Source organism: Burkholderia anthina (assembly GCF_902498995.1).
GTDB classification, from domain to species: Bacteria; Pseudomonadota; Gammaproteobacteria; order Burkholderiales; family Burkholderiaceae; genus Burkholderia; species Burkholderia anthina.
Genome location: NZ_CABVLY010000005.1, coordinates 216,591 through 235,466 on the forward strand (window position 1 = coordinate 216,591; position 18,876 = coordinate 235,466).

An 18,876-nucleotide genomic window follows, 5' to 3' on the forward strand; every position below is an offset into this window, starting at 1 on the left:
ACTTCGAGTTGCAGGAGCGACAACAGCGTGACCGTGGCCGCGCCCCATACAGTCTTCAGCTTGAACTCCTAGCGCCGACTGCGGATCGGTCGCGAGCATTTCATCATGCTGCCTTCTGCATGAAGAGCATCGCACACCAACAGTTGGCATGGCTTACCGGGCATCCGACGCGTATTCGATGGGTTCGAGATGGAAGAAACTAGCCTGAGCTACACAGTCGGCAAGCGCGGCCGCGATACCTCGCGCGGCGAACTGATCATATACAGTTGGGACCGGTCAGCGTTGCCGGCCGGGCTGTTCCAGGCGATGCGATAAAGTGCCGCCTTTGCAGGCGGACACTCGCTGGGAGAGCAGCGCCCTTGCTGGATCAGAAGAAAAAACGAATGAGTGAAAACCGATACACCTACGGTATCAGGCACAATCTGCGCCCTGTCGACGTATTCGCCTGGTAGCGTTCGACGAGACCCGCAAGCAGCTCGACCTAGACGATCTGGTCGCAGCGTCAGCAATGCTGCTCGATCAGGGTGACGTCCCAGTCCCTGGCAAGGTCGCTGGGGCTAGCCTCAGTTACTTCCCGTACACGTCAAACGAAAAATACTTCTTTGCGATCCTGTCATAGGTGCCGTCCTTACGCATATCGGAGATTGCTTTATCGATCTTTGCCTTCAGATCCGTATCTTCCTTGCGCAACCCGATACCAGCACCGTCGCCAAGCGTCTTCGGATCCGATACATATCCATCCGCAAACTGAAAGTTTGCACCGCGCGGCCTTTTGAGAAAGCCAATCTCCGCCTGCACGGCGTCGGTTAGCGCGCCATCGAGCCGACCCGAGATCAAATCTTGGTAAACGAGTTCCTGGTTTTGATATGGAACAATAGTCGCGCCGACAGGCGCCCAATTGGCCTTCGCGAACGCTTCCTGGATCGATCCTTGATCAACGCCGATACGCTTGTTACGGACTCCATTTGCATCCGATATTACGCCTGAACCCTTTCTAACAACCAGCCGTGTCGGCGTGTTATAGATTTTTTCCGAAAACGAAATAACCTGTGCCCGCGCTGGCGTCATCGTCATCGACGAAAGCACACCGTCGAACTTGCGAGAACGCAAGGCCGGGATCATGCCGTCGAAGCTGTTTTCAACCCATACGCACGCCGCATTGAGACGGCGACAGATTTCGTTACCAAGATCAACATCGAACCCGGAAACTTTTCCATCCGGTCCTTTGACCTCGAACGGGGGATAGTTGGGATCAGTGCCGAACCGAATAGTCGACCAATTATTGGCATATGCCCCGAGGGTCGCACAGGCGAGGGCAAGACTCAATATCAGCTTCTTCATGACATTCCCTTATAAATTAATCGATCAGAATGCGAACAAAAAAATAATCTTCTTAAAACATGAAACCATGTCATCACCCCAAAGAAGCTTTTCGGCAGAAAATTGCAACAGGCTGATTAAAATAATATTGCTCATTCGGCAACTTTCAATTATCCGGCATCGCACAATCACATCAACAGCAATCCGAAAATAAATTAATCAACGAAATACACATCACACCCCTGCACTCACACCAACCACCTCAATCATGAGTCAGCACTCGCCCGAATACTCAAAAGCCAATTTCTAAATATTGAAAATGGCAAATGCCTCAGAAAACTTTCGCTATAGATCAGGTAATATCCTATCGGAAGCTTAATCTCATAACCAAGCACATTTACAAGAACCCCAGCTTTCAATGACTGAGTCAACACCTCCACGGGAGCAGCCACAACCCCTTGCCCCGCAATCGCCGCCTGTTCGAGCAATGCAAAGCTCTCTAGACAAACGCGATTTGATGGCAATTCGTAACTCAGATCTAGAGCACGAAAAACATGCATCCATATGTCTTGTACAAACTGATGGTGCAAAAGATCACATCGGGGCAGGTGTTTCGGATCGACAAGTCGGGAAACCCAATACTCCGGGCTGCAAGCAATAACAAAGTCATCGCCCCCCAGATAGTCTGCCATCTGCTTTTCCCACGATCCGTTTCCAAGATAGATTGCGCAATGTGCTTGCACGCAGTTCTCAAGCGCAGACGCTTCGCCAAGATAATGAAGCAACTGCACCTTCAGATTCGGATGCTGACTTTTCAATGAAGCGAATCGCGGATAAATCCAGTGAATGGCAAAAGCCGTTGCCACCGCGACACGAACCTCTTGCCCCCCTCCTTCCTTCAGTGATTTAGTCGCGTCCGTGAGATCTTGTAAGGCGGAGCGAACGATTGACACGTACCGCTCCCCATCCAATGTGATTGCCAATCGACGCGTAGTACGATAAAAAAGAAGCACCCCTAAACTTTCTTCCAGATCACTGATTTGCCGACTAATCGCGCCTTGCGTCACGCTTAACTCTTGCGCCGCAACAGTAAAACTGAGCGTTCGGGCAACTGCCTCAAAAGCCAACAATTGAGAGAGTGGAGGAACAATTGTCTTCATGCGAAATCCGCGATTACATTATCCACCAGAATTAATCATACAAATAATTTTCGGCCGCTTCATATCGCGCCATTTCCCAACGTACGGCAGCTGTCGAAAAACAGCAAGCGAGTTTTCGATCTCTGTGCTATCGATGAACTCACCTTGCGTCACCCTAAATCTGGCTCAGCAGCCTCGCTCCACCAGAGCAGTCGCTCAGACAAACGCGCCCCGCTCTCCGGTCAGCGAAAATAGCCGATTACCACACACGGTCGCACCTCTCTCGCCACGTCACCGCGTCAAGTTGCTTTCGGGATAGCAAAAGAGCCATATCGGCCGTGGGCATACAGCAACGACTGTCCTCCATCAGTCAGAAGCGAAAGCCTCTCAACTCGACCAAACAAGATCCCGTGCGTACCGATTTCTACGTGACTGTCGATTCGACAGTCAAAGCTCACAAACGCAGTTTCCAGGGTCGGCGACAGGCCTTGAATCCATGACCCACCCGTGAACTTCTCCTTTGCGGGAATGCCGCTCGAGAATCTGTCCGCCAACCCTTGATCCGCCAGGGTCAGAACATTCACGGCAAAGGCTCCCGTCTTCAATATGGTGCCGTACGACGCGCTTGACCGGTTCACGCAGCAGAGAACGGTCGGAGGGTCGGCTGAAACAGAACAAACCGCAGTAGCGGTCAGTCCGACGCGCTCCTCTTCGCTTTTACCGGCAGTAATGAGACATACACTGGCCGCGAGCCTACGCATCCCTAATTTAAAGAGACCGGCATTGATACTTCCGTCGATCTCGCGATCTGCACCGGCGTCATTTTCCCTCATTGATAACTCCAAACTTAATCACAGAAATAGGATGATTCAGGAAAAGTAGTAGTGAATGAAACATTGGCGCGAACGCTACCCTTACCGCGAGAAGGCGCGCGTTCGCCACCGGTTGCCCATACGGATCAGGGAAATAATGCCCCACAAAAAACTGACTTACTCATTCATAAGTAGATGACGCGATCAATTTCCCGATCTGATGTTGCGCCCAAAATTCAAGTTCCCGCTGGTTTTTGTCATGGCACGCCCGAACTTCCTGGGCACGCACACCTATCCATATCACGCTTAAACCAATTCGATCAAATCATTTCGTCGCGGTGTTCCCCGATAGGTCGATAATCGCAAGTAAACCGAAACGGCTTTTCACTCGTTGCCTTCGTCATGACGATCGCTTGGCCACGCTCGCGGACCGTGTCGCTGACGTTGATCACTTTTTCAACCTCGAAAACGTTATCGCGATGCGGGAGTTTCCAATGTCCAACTAGCGTAAGCGCTCGTCGCGCCGCCGTTTTCCAGTCTGGAGCAATCACGAACACGTTCTGGTGAAGTTCGGTGAATTGCTCGGGATCGTATCCACCGAGATTGACAAGAAACAGCGTTCCTGGGCTCTCATGCGCTCCTTGCGCGGCAATCGTCACCTCGTAACCGTCTGCTTGCTCTACTTCTCCCCAGCAGTCCAGATGCAACCGGCTAGGATCGCCCCACCATTGCTTGCGCAGATCGTCATAACAATCCTCGATCGACTCACCGATCGTAAAACGAACATCGTGCAATTCGACATTTGAATTTGCGCAAGCTCCGCCAACATACACCATAAACAATTTCATATACCCTCCCTCTTGATAATTTTGCGCTCCCAATGCGCAAACATAAATCAGCGAAAATATAAATCAAAGCAATAAATACAGGCACTCAGCCACGCAGCACCTCACGACATAAAAACATCGATATTAAAATCGGATGAGCCATACCCATCCTTCAGAAATAAAAAATAGAACCCCGCACACACAAACTATCTCACCGCCGAATGCCTTAATTTGTATATACAAGTTTGCGTCGCAAAATTAAATTTTTGAATAAGGGTTTGCACCAAAATCATATATATGATGCCCCGTATTAATTTTATTTAGATTTCTCATATATTCAGGTGGCATGCACTACCACAACGACGCACGATCGGATAACGGCGACGACTTCGAGAACACAACGTGGTGACCCTAGCCCACAAAACTGTCCCACTTGGAAGTGGAAAATTCCGGCATGACGTTGTAATCGAGATCAGAAGGTCATGCCGTGAAGAAGAGCAAGTTCATCGATGAGCAGATCGCATACGCGTTGAAGCAGGCCGAGCTGGGCACGCCGATCGCGGAGGTCTGCCGCAAGATGGGGATCGGCGACGCGACGTTTTATTCTCGGAAGCGACCTACTACAACTGGAAAGCGAAGTTCGGCGGGATGACGGTCTCCGAAGCGCAGCGTTTGAAGGAACTGGAGCAGGAGAACAACAAGCTCAAGCGCCTGTTGGCCGAATCAATGCTCGACAACGCCGCGCTGAAGGACCTGTTGGCCCGAAAGTAGCAAGCCCGCGGGCCAAGCGCGAAGCGGTCCGAACCTTGATGACCGAACGCGCCATGGGTGTTACCCGGGCCTGCGGGCTGGTAGGGATTTCGCGCTCGCTGTTCCACTACGAATCACGCCGCCGAGTTGACGACGAAGCGCTGACTGGCCGGATGATGGCCATCGCCGCGCAGAAGCGCCGTTACGGCTATCGCCGGATTCACGTGTTGTTGCAGCGGGATGGCTGCTTCCAACCACAAGCGCATCTGGCGCCTGTACAGCAAGGCGGGGCTGAGCGTGCGCAAGCGACGACACAAGCGTATTGCGGCTGTCGAGCGCACGCCGCTGCCGTTACCAACAGGCCCGAATCAGAGCTGGTCGATGGACTTCGTTTCTGACGGACTGGCCTATGGTCGGCGGTTTCGATGCCTGAACGTGGTCGACGACTATACGCGCGAGTGCCTGGCCATCGAGGTCGATACTTCATTGCCGGGCCTACGCGTGCAGCAAGCGCTTGAGCGGCTCAAGGAGATGCGAGGCTTACCCGCATCCATCACGGTCGACAATGGGCCGGAGTTCGCTGGTAAGGTGCTGGATGCATGGGCCTACGAAACCGGTGTCACGCTGTCGTTCATTCGGCCTGGCAAGCCGGTGGAGAATGCCTATATCGAGAGCTTCAACGGGCGATGCCGTTACGAATGTCTGAACGAGCACTGGTTCGTCTCAATGCGCCACGCCAAGCGGCTGATTGAGGAATGGCGTATCGAGTACAACACCGAGCGGCCTCATAGCTCACTCGGCTATCTGACGCCAGTGCAGTTCGCCTTGGCGCACGAGGCAAAGCAGCAGTTTTTAACCTTGGACTCTAACTACAGTCCGGACTAAAACCGAGGGCAGGTCACCTGCACACCGGACGGTCGGCCAGTTCCTTGCCGTCGGCCCGGCCCGACGGAAACTGCAGGAACCGGCGCCACTTCGCTTTCGAATACCAGAAGGAAGTCGAGCCTCCCATCGCGCTCGCAGTCGCCCGCCTGCGCAAAGGCCGAAGAGAAGAAACCGGGCAAGACGAACAGCCTAGCCAGAAGCGATTTGGTATTCATGAATCTGCGATCCCGAAAGGGTCGATGTCCGGACCGAAGTTATCCGCCTGATCACAGGAACAGCGCGCCGACCAGCTCGGTGCGATTCGACACGCCGAGCTTGCGATACATGCGCATCAGATGGGTCTTGATGGTCGGCTGGCCGAGCGCGAGATCGCGCGCGATCTCCTTGTTCGAACAGCCGTCGCGCACGAGCCGCGCGATCTGTTCCTCGCGGTAGGTCAGCCGCGCCTCGCAGCCGATCCGGTGAATCCCGCGCCGCGCGCGCAGCAGCGGGCCCAGCGCGGCCTCGGCAACCGGCTGCAGCCGCGCCAGCGCATCGATCTCGCCCGGCGCGAACCGTCCGGCCGTGCTGCTGCCGTGGGCATCGCCGTTCCCGAAGCGCAGCAGCGAAAACGCGCCGACCGTCCGCCCCGCTTCGTCGCGCAGCCAGATTTCAACGACATCGGCCACATCGTGCCGCCGCAGAAAGCGGGTCCAGTACGCGGACGCCTCGCGTCTTTCGTCAGGCAATTGGGAGGCGAGCGTCACGACCGCGCGAACGCCCGCCGCGCAGCGCGACGGATGCAGCGGATCGAGCATTCGGTAGCGCGCGATGTAGGTGCGATGCATCGATTCCGGCATGCCGAACAGCTCGAAATCGGCCGGCTCGCCGCTCTGGTCGAGCCGATAGAACACGATCGCGGACGGGCTCGCGAATGCGTCGAACGCGTCGACGCACGCGCGCAGTGCGCGTTGCCAGTCGGCGGCTTCGTGATCGGCGGGAACGGATGAGGTCGGCATGGAGGAATCGGCGGGCGGCCGGACGCGTCGAAGTTCGGGCCAGCCTACCGGCGCCGAAATGCGCCGGTGAGCGCAAATCGGCAAATCGGCTTCGGGCGGCGGAGGGAAAAGCCGCCTGCCGTGTCGCGACGAGGGAATCTGCGGCGGAAACCGCGCGGCGGCATCGCGCCATCGACGACGAACGCCGAATGGGGCGCAAACCGTCGCATGCACCGATGGCATCCGATCGGAACGATCGGGCCGGCCTCGATCGAGACGCGCGCGCCGGCTTGCAACACCGGCGCGGCGCTACATCAGTGCGCGTTCGCGGCGAACGTATCGCAGGCGCTCACCTCGCCCGACTCCATTCCGCGCCGCAGCCAGTACACGCGCTGCTCGCTGGTGCCGTGCGTGAAGCTCTCCGGCACGACGTAGCCCTGCCCTTGCTGCTGCAGCCGATCGTCGCCGATCGCGGCGGCCGCCTTCAGCCCCTGTTCGAAATCGCCCGGCTCCATGAGCTGCTGGTTCGCGCGCTGCGCATTGTTCGCCCACACGCCGGCGAAGCAGTCGGCCTGCAGTTCCATCCGCACCGACAGCGCGTTCGAGCGCGCCTCGCTCGAACGCCGGCGCGCGGCGTCGACCTTGTCGGAAATGCCGAGCAGGTTCTGCACGTGGTGGCCGACTTCGTGCGCGATCACATAGGCCTGCGCGAAATCGCCGCCCGCGCCGAACCGCTTGCGCAGCTCGTCGTAGAAGCCGAGATCGATATACACCTTGCGGTCGGCCGGACAGTAGAATGGCCCCATCGCGGTCTGGCCGGTGCCGCACGCGGTCGGCGTCGAGTTCGTGAACATCACGAGCTTCGGCGGCTCGTATTGCGCGTGCAACTGGCTATTGAAGACGCTCGTCCACGTGCGCTCGATATTGCCGAGCACCTTGCGCGTGAACACCGCGCCGGGATCGTTCGCCGGCGCGCCCTGGCGCTGCGCGGGCGCGGGCTGCGCCTGCTGCTGCCCACCTTGCAGCGCCGACGCGCCCTCCAGAATCACGCGCGGGTCGATCCCGAAGAAATACGAGGCGGCAAACGCGACCACGATCGTACCGATGCCGATCGTCGCGCCGCGTCCGCCCACGAAACCGCCGCCGCCGCGGCGATCCTCCACGTTCACGCTTTCTCTTTCGTCGTCCAGCCTCATTGCCGGCCCCTCCCTTTCTTGTCGTTGCGCCGACGGGACAGCCCCCGCCAGGCGATTGATTCCGGTCCGCCGGCTCGCGCTCGCACGGCGCGGCCCGGTCGGCCCGCGCTACCGCGCGGGCCTGTCGACACATGACGGACGCGGCACCCGGATGACAGGCTGGCACACGCGCTGCTTTGCCGGCGCCGACGTCTTATCGTAAAAATTATGAAGCATGGAGCGGGCAATCAGGCCGGCGACATCGTCATTCTTTGCAAAATGACGATTCGTGCGGCCCGGGAGGACGGGAAATCCGGGCGAGGAACCTGGTTTATCCGCGCGGTCAGCGGTCAGCGGCCTGCCGCGACCGACTTCGCGCGACTCCGGCGGACGTCGCTCACCGCGTCGAGCAAGCGATACTTGCGGATCTTTTCGTAGAGCGTACTCTTCGCGATGCCGAGCTGACTCGCCGCCTTCGTCAGATTGCCGGCATGACGCGCGAGCGCGCGCCGGATGGATTCCGCCTCGGCCTTCCGCAACGACTCGCCGGGGTCCGGCACGAGCGCATCGACGGGCCGCGCGGCATACGCATCGACATCGATCGAGGCCGCCATGCCGATCTCGGCAGGCAGCTTGTCGGCCGTGATCACGGGGCAGTCCGACAGCAGCAGCGCCCCCTCGATCGCGTTCCGCAGTTCACGCACGTTGCCGGGCCACGCGTAGCGCAGCAGCCGCTCGTACGCGTCGTCGTCGAACGCGCGCGGGGACAGTCCATAGGATTCGCACAGATGTCCGAGCCAATGCGCGATCAGTGCCGGCAGATCCTCGCCGCGCTCGCGCAAGCTCGGAATCGACACGGTCGTGACCGCGATCCGGTAGTACAGATCCATCCGGAACCGGCCTTTCGCGACGGCATCCTTCAGATCGCGGTGCGTCGCCGCGACCAGCCGGAAATTCACCCTGCGCGGCGTGTTCTCGCCGAGGCGGTAGATTTCGCTCTCCTCCAGCACCCGCAGCAGATGCGGCTGGATGTCGAGCGGCATTTCCCCGATCTCGTCGAGAAACAGCGTGCCGCCGTCGGCCGCTTCGATCTTGCCCGCGGCGCCGGACTTGCGCGCGCCGGTAAAGGCCCCTTCCGCGTAGCCGAACAACTCGCTGGCGAGGAGGTCTCTCGACAACCCGCCGCAGTTGAGCGCGACGAACGGCGCGTCGGCGCGATCGCTCGCCCGGTGGATACCCTGCGCGAACAGTTCCTTGCCGACGCCGGTGTCGCCGAGCAGCAGCACCGGCACCCGGGACGGCGCGAGCTGGCGCGCGCGATTCACGGCCTCCCGCAGCGCGGCGCTATCGCCGACGATGCGCTCGAACCCGCGCGGCTCGCCGCCATGCCGTTCCCGTCCGCGCGCGATCGGCACGGCGCCGCGAGGATTCGCGATACCCGGCGTCACGATCATGTAGCCCAGCACGTCCGCGCCGTCGCGCACGGTTTCGACGTGGCTGCTCGACAGCCAGGCCGGCGCGCTCGCCGGCAGCCGGCCGTCGTCCGCGTAGCGCTCGAGTTCCGGCACCGCGAACGCCGCATCGCACCGGATGTCGAATCCGAGCCGGCGCAGCACCGCGACGACCTGCGCATTGGCCTTGACGAGGCGGCCGCGTTCGTCGACGACGATCACCGCATCGGCGGACGACGCGCCGAAGCGGGACGCGCAGCGGTCCAGCAGGCTCAGGCGGCGCGCCATGCCCTCCTTCGCGAGCCGGCTTTCGATCCGGCCCGCGAGCGATACCGCGAGCGCAAGGCTGTAAGGGTTGTAGGTCTGCGCGAGCCCCGAAATGTCGATCACGCCCAGGACGTGCCCGTCGCGGGGATCCTGGATGACGGTCGCCGAGCAGGTCCAGCGCTTGATGCCCGCGCAGAAATGCTCCGCGCCATGGATCTGGACCGGCTCCCGGAGCGCGAGCGCGGTGCCGATCGCATTGGTGCCGCAATTCAGCTCGGTCCACTCGCAGCCGGGAATGAGGCCGACCTCGCGCGCCGGCTCGACGATCCGCATGTCGCCTTCGTGCTGGAGGATCATTCCGCTCGGATCGGCCAGCAGCATCACCGTGCCCGTCTGCGCCAGAAAATCCCGGGTCTGCTGCATCAGCGGCAGGCTGGCGTCGACGAGGCGGCCGTTCGACCTGCGCCGCTGCACGAGCCCGTCTTCGTCGAGCGGCGGCGGCGCGCGATCGACGCCGGGATCGACATGGCTGACGAGACAGCGCTGCCACGAATCGTCGACCACGCCGCGTACGTCGGGCGAACGCCATTCGCTGCCGGTCAGCAGATGCTCCCATGCGGCCATGATGCTCGCGTCGTGGTGTGGACTGGGAAACCAGTCCATCGGCGTGCCTCTCTGTTGCATGTCTGTCTCCTGGCGGTTTCGTCATGACACGAACCGCAAGGCCGTCGTAGCGGCCCTTTTTGTCGACTTTGCGGGGTGCCCGACCGCAACCGGCGGTGGGCGTGGGGACTATCGTACTCCGTTACGGCGCTTGGGCGGCCGTCCGGATACACGCCACTGCAAGCAATGCGCGCGCCAGCCGGCGGTGGCCCGCAGGCCGTCATATGGCGCGGTGCGCCGCCGGAAACCGGCGACCGAAAAGAAACCGGCCGTTCGAAAATCGAACGGCCGGAAATCGAACGCCTGGCGCGAGCCGGGCCGACAGGGCCGGCGCATGCCGGGCCCTGCGAACGGACTCGCCTGTCAGATCATTGCGCACGCTCCGGAACCGGCAGATGCACCCATTCCGCGTAGAACGCATCGATGTCGGGTTCGAAGTCGTGAATGACCGGGTACCACGGCGTGGGCGCCTCGACGTCGTGCATCGCCGCGCAGGTCGGACAGTAGTATTCGCGATAGACCTGCCATTGCGTATCGGGCGCCATCAGGCGGGGATAGACCTCGTCCATCGCCTCGTCGGATTCGCGCACGAAGACGTTCGCGTGCAGCTTCCAGTTTTCGCGGTAATCGCAGAACACGTGGCCGCAGTCGCACTGCGTGACCCAGTGCTTGGTCGCCCATTGCTGCACGATGTACAGGTGCGGGCCGAGCGGCAACACGATGCGGTCCTTCCAGCCGAGCTTCTGCTGCAGCGCCTCGACATACATCCGGAAGCGCTCGCCGTCCTTCGGCATCGACAGCATGCGCAACGTCGTGTCCCAGTCGAGCTTGCCGTCGACCATGTTCCTGATCTGTTCCTTGGTGTAGGTAGACATCCTCGGTTCTCCATGTGGATGATAGTGCTTGGGGGCGCCTGGTTCACTCCTCGACCAGCACCACCGTATTGACGTCGGGCATCTTCGACAGGTCCATGCGGAATTTCGAACCGTAGGTCGGCACGTCGAGTTCGTCCTCGGTGAGCGTCCACGTGTCCGGCAGCTCCCAGAACGTGCGGAACTGCTGCTCGAATTTCTCCGACAGGCCGAAGCTCGTCGCGAACATATGCTGCACCTGCGTCGACGCGTGCTTGAGCAGGATCCGTTCGCGCTCGCCCTTCATCCATTCGCGGGTCGGTTGCGAGCGCGCGAGACGCGCGTTGCGGATCTCGATGCGCTGCAGCGCGCTCGCCTGCGGGTCGACCGTCCAGATGCCGTTGGCATCCCGTGTCGCGACCGCCCCGTAGACCTTCTGCGCGTATTCGGGCAGCAGCACCGCATTGTTGAGATCGCGTTCGATCGCGTCGATTTCCCGGTCGAGCGGATCGCCGAAGCCGGGGCCGCCGCGCAGGTAGTTCAGGTAGAGATCGTAGTTGCTGTAGCAGTCCTCCGTGGTCATGCACTGCTGGTCGCGCTTGACGAGCGCGCCGGCGTTCAGGTGGCTTTCGTAGTCCGGCAGGTCCGGATTCGTATCGCCGCCGAGCGGCAGGCTCTCGCCCCGCGCGATGCGTTCCTCGAGGCCCGTGCGATGCGCTTCGAAGCGATAGCCGGTGGCGGGCGGGTAGCCGCCCATCAGCCCCCAGTCGCTGTTCATGTAGCCGTTGCCCATGAAGAACATCGTCCAGTCCTGCGCCTTCCAGACCATGCGCAGCGTCTCGAATCCGCAGCCGCCGCGGTACTTGCCGTAGCCGCCGGAATTCGACTTCACGTTGCGGCCGAGGTACAGCAGCGGCTCGGCCATCTCCCAGATCTCGATGTCGCCCATGTCGCCTTCGGGGTTCCAGATCGCGGCCGCGTGATTCAGGCCGTCCTTGATCGCGCACGCGCCGGTGCCGCACGACGAGGCCTCGAAGCTGTTCACCGCATGGATGTCGCCGTCCTGGTTGATCCCGCCGCCCTGCAGCCAGTTCGACGTGTTGGCGTTCCCCGCGTTGACTTCCTCCAGATAGCCGCGGCTGAAGTACGCCTGCGACAGGCCGCGCCACATCGCGCTCCAGCCCGACACCAGGAAGTGCCACGCGTAGGCGTGCCCGGTGCGGCGGTCGTCCGGGTTCATCCACGCGCCCTTGGGCAGATGGAATTCGGTGCCGAAATACGCGCCGTCGTTGATGCGCTGCGTCGGCACCAGCGTCTGCGTCATCATCACCCAGATGCCGCTCGTGAACGCGACCTGATGCGCGTTGTACGAGTGCCAGCCCCAACGGCTCGCGCCCTCGAAATCGAGCCGCCACGAACCGTCCTTGCGGATCTCCATCTCGACCGGCGAATGCATGATCGAGTCGAGCTTCGCGAATGCCGACGACGTCTGCACGTCCGGATGGTTGTACGGCACGTCGACGAACGCGACCTTGCGATACTTGCCCGGCAGCGTCATCGCCTTGATGCGCGTCTGCAGGCCGCGGCGCCCTTCCTCGATCACCTCGTAGCTGAATTCCTCGTATGCGTCGAGGCCTTCCTCGGCGATCACTTCCTCGATCAGGTCGCGGATCATGTGGCAACCGGCGATGCGCGTGCGCTCGTCGAGAATCCAGTACTTCGGCGTGCGAACCGAGCGCTGGCTCTCGTGCAGCCAGTCGCGCAGCGGCGTATCGTTCACGCCCGTCTTGCGGCACGTGATCATGTAGCCGTCGCCGAAGCGCTGCACCTGGCCCGTCGACATCGAGCCCGGCGTCACCGCGCCGGTATCGATCACGTGCGTGACGCCGCCGACCCAGCCGACCAGCTTGCCGTGCGCAAAAATCGGCACGATCGTCGCGATGTCGCACGGGTGGACGTTGCCGATCGAGCAGTCGTTGTTGGTGAACATGTCGCCGGGCTGAATGCCCGGGTTGGCTTCCCAGTTGTTCTCGATCATGTACTTGATCGCCGCGCCCATCGTGCCGACGTGGATGATGATCCCGGTCGACGTGAGCACGCAGTCGCCCGCCGCGTTGTAAAGCGTGAAGCACAGCTCGCCTTCCTGCTCGACGATCGGGCTCGCGGCGATCTTCTTGGCCGTTTCGCGCGCATGCACGAGGCCGCCGCGCAGCTTCGAGAACATCTTCTCGTAGCGGATCGGATCGCGCTCGCGCAGCTCGAGCCGCTCGAGCCCGTTGTAGTGGCCGGTTCGCTCGGTGCGCTCGAGAATGCCGTCGCGGAACTGCTTGAGCGTCTGGCCGTTCTTCAGCAGATCGGCGAAACCGACTTCCTGGCTGGACATCATGTTCATCGCATGTCTCCTTACTTGACTTCCCTGAGGTGGAAGAGGCGGTGCTTGTCGAGCGTGGTGGCGAAGCCCTCGGGGACGACGAACGTCGTCGCGTCGGATTCGATGATCGCGGGGCCGGTAATCTCGTTGCCCGGCTTGAGCGACTCCATCCGCCAGATCACCGCGTCGTGCCACCGCTTGTTGCGGTACAGACGCCGCGTGCCGCCGCGGGCGTCCGCCGGCGGCGTCGGCCCGGCAACGGGGTCTTCCGGCAAGACCGGCTTCTGCGTGATGACCATCCCGCGCATGATCGCGCCCGTGACCGAGAAACCCAGTTCCGGCGAGCGCGCGGAACTCGCATACACGCGGCCGTAGGTGTCTTCGAAGGCGGTCACGATCTTGTCCCAGTCGTCCGCACCGGACGCGCTCGCGATCGGCGATTCGATCTCGAGATCGTTGAGCTGGCCCATGTACTGCATCCGGAAGCCCGGCCGCAGGATCACGTCCCGTTCGCTGAAGCCGTTGATGCGAAACTCGTCGATCACCTTGGCCGTCAGTTCGGACCAGGCCTTCTGGATCGTCTGCGCGGCCCCCGCCTTTTCGTCGTCGGATGCGAGCTGCGGCACCGCGAGATCGACGCTCTTGTCGTAGCGATACTCGAAATCCGCGCACGCGCAGCCGAATGCCGAGAAGCCTGCCGCCCATGCCGGCACGACGACGTCCTTGAAGCCGAGCCCTTCGGTGTAGCCATAGGTATGAACCGGCCCCGCGCCGCCGTACGAGAAGCACACGAATTCGGTCGGGCTGTAGCCTTTCGCGCTGACGTTCGAGCGCAGGTATTCGCGCAACTGCAGGTCGAGCAGTTCGATCACGCCGGCCGCCGCATCCTCCACGGAGAGTCCGAGCGGCTCGGCGATCTGCTCGCGGATGTGCTCGCGGGCGCGATTCACGTCGAGCTTGATCTGGCCGCCGAGGAAGTTGTCGGGATTCAGGTAGCCGAGCACGACGTGGCAATCGGATACGGACACCGTCGTCAGGCCGCTGTCGGGCCAGCACGTGCCGACGCGATAGCCGGCGCTGTCCGGCCCGAGCTTGATGGCGCCGCTGTACGGATCGAGCCGCACGAAGCTGCCGGCGCCCGCGCCGACCGAGTCCATCGTGACGAGCGGCAGCGACAGCACGAGGCGCGCCATGTCCGGGTCGGACGCGATCGCGAATTTTCCCTTCGTGATGAGCGCCATGTCGAACGACGTGCCGCCGATGTCCGAGCACGCGATGTTGTCGTAGCCGAGCGCCTCGCCGAGCAGCTTCGAGCCGATCACGCCGCCGATCGGCCCCGACACGATGGTGCGCGCCAGTTCCTTCGCTTTCCAGCTGATCGTGCCGCCGTGCGTCGCCATCACCCGCAGGTCGAATTTCGCGCCGTGCTTGCGGAAGCGGTCGCTCACCTTCTTGAGCGTCTGCCGCGACGGTTCGGCCGCATACGCCTCGAGCACCGTCGTGTTCATCCGGTGGCTTTCCTTGCGCTGCGGGTAGTAGTCCACCGACGCGAAAACCGGGAGATCGACGCCGTGCCCGGCCAGCTCGTCGCGCACGATGTCGCGTGCCTGACGCTCGCTCGTCGCGTTCTTGTGCGACTGGAGAAAGCAGATGACGATCGCCTTGGCGCCGGCGGCGACCAGCTCCCGCGTGGCCTGCCGCACTTCGTTTTCCCGCAGCGGAATGACGATGTCGCCCTGGACGTCGGTACGCTCGGTGACGCCGCGCGTGCGCGACAACGGCACGAGCGGCTCGTCGTAGCGGTGCGTATTCAGATGGATGCGCTCTTCGAGCGCGTACCCGAGGTAGCTCTGGATCGCACGCCCCATCAGGTGCACGTGCTCGAAGCCCTTGTTGACGAGCAGCCCGACTTCGAGCCCCTTGCGTTGCACGACGCGGTTGAGCATCGCCGTGCCGGAATACACGCAGGTAACGAGTTCCGGATAGACGTCGTCGACGTCGCGCTGCCAGTGTGCGAGCGCATCCTGCGACGAGTTGAAGATCGCCAGCGACTCGTCCTCCGGATTGCTTTGCGCCTTGCCGACGACGAACCGTCCGTCCTCGCGCACGAAGAAGGTGTCGGTCATCGTGCCGCCCGCGTCGATGCCCAAGACCTGGACTTGCGAAAGTCCTTCCATGGTTGATGTCTCCAATGATTGAAGTCGTGATGAGCCGTGTCCCGGTTCGAGCGAGGTCATCGTTCGAACCCGGGCGCCGGCTCGTCTGCAAAGAGGCAACAACCGTGCCATTCGGCGGATCGGGCCGCTCGAAGCGCGCCGGGCCATGCCTGGCGCGGGGTCGTCGAATCGGGCGCATTCGCGCGGGCCGGCGACGTCGCGACGGACGTCCGGATTCCGGACTGGCCCGGCGTCCGGATATCAGTCGGCGTCGACGGCGGACAGCTATCCACGCCGTCGTGCGGCGTCCCTGGCTGCGCGCCGTCGTTCGCGTTCAGCCATTCGGCTGATAGCCGCGCGGCCGGCCGGCCTCTAAAGTGACCGGAATCGACATCTTTCCGGAGAACGACATGACGCACCCGCAACCCCGTACGATCGCGATCACCGGCGCAGGCACCGGCATCGGCGCTGCGTGCGCGCGCCGCTTCGCGGCCCGCGGCGACCGCGTCGTGCTGATCGGGCGGCGGCGCGCACCGCTCGACGCGCTGGCCGCCGAAACGGGCGGCCTCGCGCTCGCGGGCGACGCGGCGAGCACGGCCGACTGGGCCGGCTTCCTGCCGGCAATCGCCGCACGGTTCGGCCGCGTCGACACGCTCGTCGCCTGCGCGGGCGGCCACGGTCTCGGCCGCGCGGACGAAACCGACGACGCCCGGTGGCGCGACGCGATGCACGCGAACCTCGACACCGCGTTCGTCAGCGCTCGCGCGTGCCTGCCCGACCTGATCGCGCAGCGCGGCAGCATCGTGCTGGTCGCGTCGATCGCCGCGCTCGCGGCCGGCCCCGGCGTGTGCGGCTACACCGTCGGCAAGCATGCGCTGCTCGGGCTCGCGCGGTCGCTCGCCCGCGACTACGGGCCGCACGGCGTGCGCGCGAATGCGGTATGCCCGGGCTGGGTCCGCACGCCGATGGCCGATGCGGAGATGGAACCGCTGATGTCCGCCTACGGCGACACGCTCGACGGCGCGTATGGGCGCGTGAGCGCCGACGTGCCGCTGCGGCGCGCGGCCGATCCGGACGAAATCGCGGCCGTGTGCGCGTTCCTCGCGTCGCCGGACGCGTCGTTCGTGACCGGCGCGACGCTCGTCGCGGACGGCGGCGCGATGGTCGTCGACGTACCGACGCTCGCATTCGACAAGCTGTGACGACGGGGCTCGCCGCCCCGCGCGGGTGCGGCGCCGAAGGCTGCCGCGCGGGGTTTCGCGCGCATCTTCCGGCATGCCGCGCGGCCGGCGCGTTTGCCCGCCCGAAAATCCGCTAACATCGACCGATCCGCCGCCGCACGCGGCACCGCCTCACCGTTCGGGATTCGATGAACATCCGGTTTCTTGAAACCTTCGTCTGGCTCGCGAAGCTGGAAAACTTCCGGCTCACGGCCGAGAAGCTGCATACGACGCAGGCCGCCGTGTCGAGCCGCATCGCGTCGCTGGAAGAGGCGTTCGACGTGCGGCTGTTCGACCGCAACACGCGTTCGGCCACGCTCACGCCCGCGGGCCGGCGCATGCTCGCGTATGCCGAGCGGATCGTGCGGCTCGACAGCGAGATGCGGCGCGACATCGATGCGGCGAGCGACGCCGGCCTGATCCGGATCGGCGTGATCGAGTCGATCGTGCACAGCTGGTTTCCGGCGCTGATGGCGCAACTGCGCGAGCGCTATCCGCGCCTCGACGTCGAGATCACGAGCGACACGACGCTGCACCTGATCCGGCTGCTGAGCACCGACGGCGTCGACCTGATCCTGCAGACCGACCCGGTGCCCGGCCCCGACTTCACGAACCTGCCGCTGTGCGAATTCCCGGTGCACTGGGCGGCCAGCCCGCGCCTCGGGCTCGGCGGCGAACGGCTCGACGTCGCGCGGCTCGCCGCGTATCCGATCATCAGCTTCTCGCGCCACTCGGGCCCGCACGCGACGATCGAGCGGCTGTTCGCGGCCGTCGAGCGGCCGGCCAGCATCAACTGCATCACGTCGGTCGCCGCGATGATCCGGCTCGTCGCCGACGGCTTCGGCGTGGCCGCGCTGCCGCCCGCGATCATCGGCCGCGAACTGCAGGAAGGCGCGCTCGAGCTGCTCGACGTCGAACCCGAATTCCCCGCGCTGCCGCTGGTCGCGTCGTATCGCGCGCAGGGCCTGCCCGTGGCCGCGCGCATCGCGGAACTGGCGAGCGAAGTCGCGCGTGCGATGCCGGCGGCCGCGAGTCATGCGAAGCCGGGCGCGCCGGCAAGGGCCGACGCGGATACCGCCCCCCTCGACAACGCGCCTGCCCGGGCGCCGGCCAGGACCAGAACCGCGGCGGCAAAACGCACGCCGAAATCCGCCCCGCCCGCTCCTCCCGCGAAGCGCCGGCCGCGCCGCTCATAAGAAAACCTGTTCACCGCGAATTTGTTTTCTTGTTGGACGGGCGCGGCCCGTCTTCGGGACACTGCAGTTCCTGACACACCCCGTCTCAAGGAACCTCGCGATGACCCGCCTTTCCCTTCCTCACGGCCAGCTCTGCGTCTGGACGGATATCGACCCGACGTACGAAGCCGATTTCAACGCGTGGTACGACCGCGAGCACATGCAGGAGCGCGTCGCGATTCCGGGCTTCACGCATGCGCGGCGGTTTCGCGCGACCGATAACGGCCCGCGCAAATACCTCGCGCTGTACGTGACCGATACGCTCGACGTATTCCGCAGCGACGCGTACCGGCGCGCGTTCACGGATCAAACGGCCTGGTCGCTCGCGAATTTCGAGCGGATGACGGGCACGCAGCGACGGGTCGGCGACCTGACGATCGAAGCCGGCGACGGCGAAGGCGTGCATCTCGCGCTGTTCGTGCTGCCGCCGGAGCGCATCGACGTGCCGGGCCTGCGCGAACGCTTCGACGATGCGCTGCGCGAACCCGGCCTCCATGCGGCCCGGCTGTTCCGCACCGCGCCCGATCTTTCCGCGCCGATCGGCGCCGATGCGGCCGCGCGTCCGGCCGCCGACGCGCTCGTGCTGATCGAAGGCAGCGACGCAGCCGCCACGCGCCGTGTCGCCGCCGCGCTCGCCGGGCACGACGCGGTGCGCACGTTCGACCTGCTGTGGCGCGCGGCCGCGCCGCTCGCGCTCGCCCGCCGCGATGCCGAAACGAAGCCTGTCGCCGCCGCATTGTCCGCCTGAACCCCGACGCCGCGACGGCCGCGCCGCAC

General features: G+C 63.2%; 13 protein-coding genes and 2 pseudogenes. 5 read left to right on the plus strand and 10 right to left on the minus strand.

All coding sequences use genetic code 11. From position 1 onward, the window contains the following. Positions 1-383 precede the first annotated feature (383 nt). Positions 384-562, plus strand: a pseudogene (locus BME24068_RS35500) (STM2901 family protein); the annotation flags it as partial. A 5-nt stretch (positions 563-567) separates the two neighbouring features. Here the strand turns inward: BME24068_RS35500 and BME24068_RS09450 are convergent. From BME24068_RS09450 to BME24068_RS09465, 4 genes are all read right to left on the minus strand, one after another. Then, positions 568-1,341, minus strand: a complete 774-nt coding sequence (locus tag BME24068_RS09450) for an ABC transporter substrate-binding protein (RefSeq protein WP_174925887.1) — start codon at positions 1,339-1,341, stop codon at positions 568-570. A 245-nt stretch (positions 1,342-1,586) separates the two neighbouring features. After that, on the minus strand, positions 1,587-2,480 hold the full coding sequence (locus tag BME24068_RS09455; RefSeq protein ID WP_174925888.1) for a LysR family transcriptional regulator: 894 nt from the start codon (positions 2,478-2,480) through the stop codon (positions 1,587-1,589). Between the two features lie 278 nt (positions 2,481-2,758). After that, positions 2,759-3,292, minus strand: coding sequence for a flavin reductase family protein (locus BME24068_RS09460; RefSeq protein ID WP_174925889.1), 534 nt, complete (start codon positions 3,290-3,292; stop codon positions 2,759-2,761). A gap of 299 nt (positions 3,293-3,591) precedes the next feature. After that, positions 3,592-4,119 carry a DUF1543 domain-containing protein gene (locus BME24068_RS09465; RefSeq protein ID WP_174925890.1) on the minus strand — a complete coding sequence of 176 codons (528 nt, stop codon included), beginning with the start codon at positions 4,117-4,119 and terminating at the stop codon, positions 3,592-3,594. A 466-nt stretch (positions 4,120-4,585) separates the two neighbouring features. Between BME24068_RS09465 and BME24068_RS09470 the strand changes: the two are divergent. Further along, a pseudogene (locus BME24068_RS09470) lies at positions 4,586-5,733 on the plus strand (IS3 family transposase). Positions 5,734-5,999: 266 nt separating this feature from the next. On the opposite strand, the gene BME24068_RS09475 reads toward BME24068_RS09470, so the two are convergent. From BME24068_RS09475 to BME24068_RS09500, 6 genes are all read right to left on the minus strand, one after another. Further along, entirely contained in the window at positions 6,000-6,731 is a 732-nt protein-coding gene (locus BME24068_RS09475) for a helix-turn-helix transcriptional regulator (protein WP_174925891.1), read from the minus strand. 293 nt (positions 6,732-7,024) lie between these two features. Further along, positions 7,025-7,906, minus strand: coding sequence for a KPN_02809 family neutral zinc metallopeptidase (gene ypfJ, locus BME24068_RS09480; RefSeq protein ID WP_174925892.1), 882 nt, complete (start codon positions 7,904-7,906; stop codon positions 7,025-7,027). A 329-nt stretch (positions 7,907-8,235) separates the two neighbouring features. Continuing rightward, complete coding sequence (locus BME24068_RS09485) at positions 8,236-10,287, minus strand: sigma-54-dependent Fis family transcriptional regulator (RefSeq protein ID WP_239007786.1); 2,052 nt, start codon at positions 10,285-10,287, stop codon at positions 8,236-8,238. A 347-nt stretch (positions 10,288-10,634) separates the two neighbouring features. After that, on the minus strand, positions 10,635-11,141 hold the full coding sequence (locus BME24068_RS09490; protein WP_096501402.1) for an acetone carboxylase subunit gamma: 507 nt from the start codon (positions 11,139-11,141) through the stop codon (positions 10,635-10,637). Between the two features lie 43 nt (positions 11,142-11,184). Then, on the minus strand, positions 11,185-13,509 hold the full coding sequence (locus BME24068_RS09495) for a hydantoinase B/oxoprolinase family protein (protein ID WP_096501404.1): 2,325 nt from the start codon (positions 13,507-13,509) through the stop codon (positions 11,185-11,187). Between the two features lie 11 nt (positions 13,510-13,520). Further along, entirely contained in the window at positions 13,521-15,665 is a 2,145-nt protein-coding gene (locus tag BME24068_RS09500) for a hydantoinase/oxoprolinase family protein (protein ID WP_174925893.1), read from the minus strand. Between the two features lie 389 nt (positions 15,666-16,054). Between BME24068_RS09500 and BME24068_RS09505 the strand changes: the two genes are divergently transcribed. The 3 genes from BME24068_RS09505 (at position 16,055) to BME24068_RS09515 (ending at position 18,847) form a co-directional block, all read left to right on the plus strand. Continuing rightward, complete coding sequence (locus BME24068_RS09505) at positions 16,055-16,846, plus strand: SDR family NAD(P)-dependent oxidoreductase (protein WP_096501408.1); 792 nt, start codon at positions 16,055-16,057, stop codon at positions 16,844-16,846. 167 nt (positions 16,847-17,013) lie between these two features. Beyond that, complete coding sequence (locus tag BME24068_RS09510) at positions 17,014-18,060, plus strand: LysR family transcriptional regulator (protein WP_174925894.1); 1,047 nt, start codon at positions 17,014-17,016, stop codon at positions 18,058-18,060. A gap of 100 nt (positions 18,061-18,160) precedes the next feature. Next, positions 18,161-18,847 carry a DUF4286 family protein gene (locus tag BME24068_RS09515; protein ID WP_174925895.1) on the plus strand — a complete coding sequence of 229 codons (687 nt, stop codon included), beginning with the start codon at positions 18,161-18,163 and terminating at the stop codon, positions 18,845-18,847. Positions 18,848-18,876: the final 29 nt, after the last annotated feature.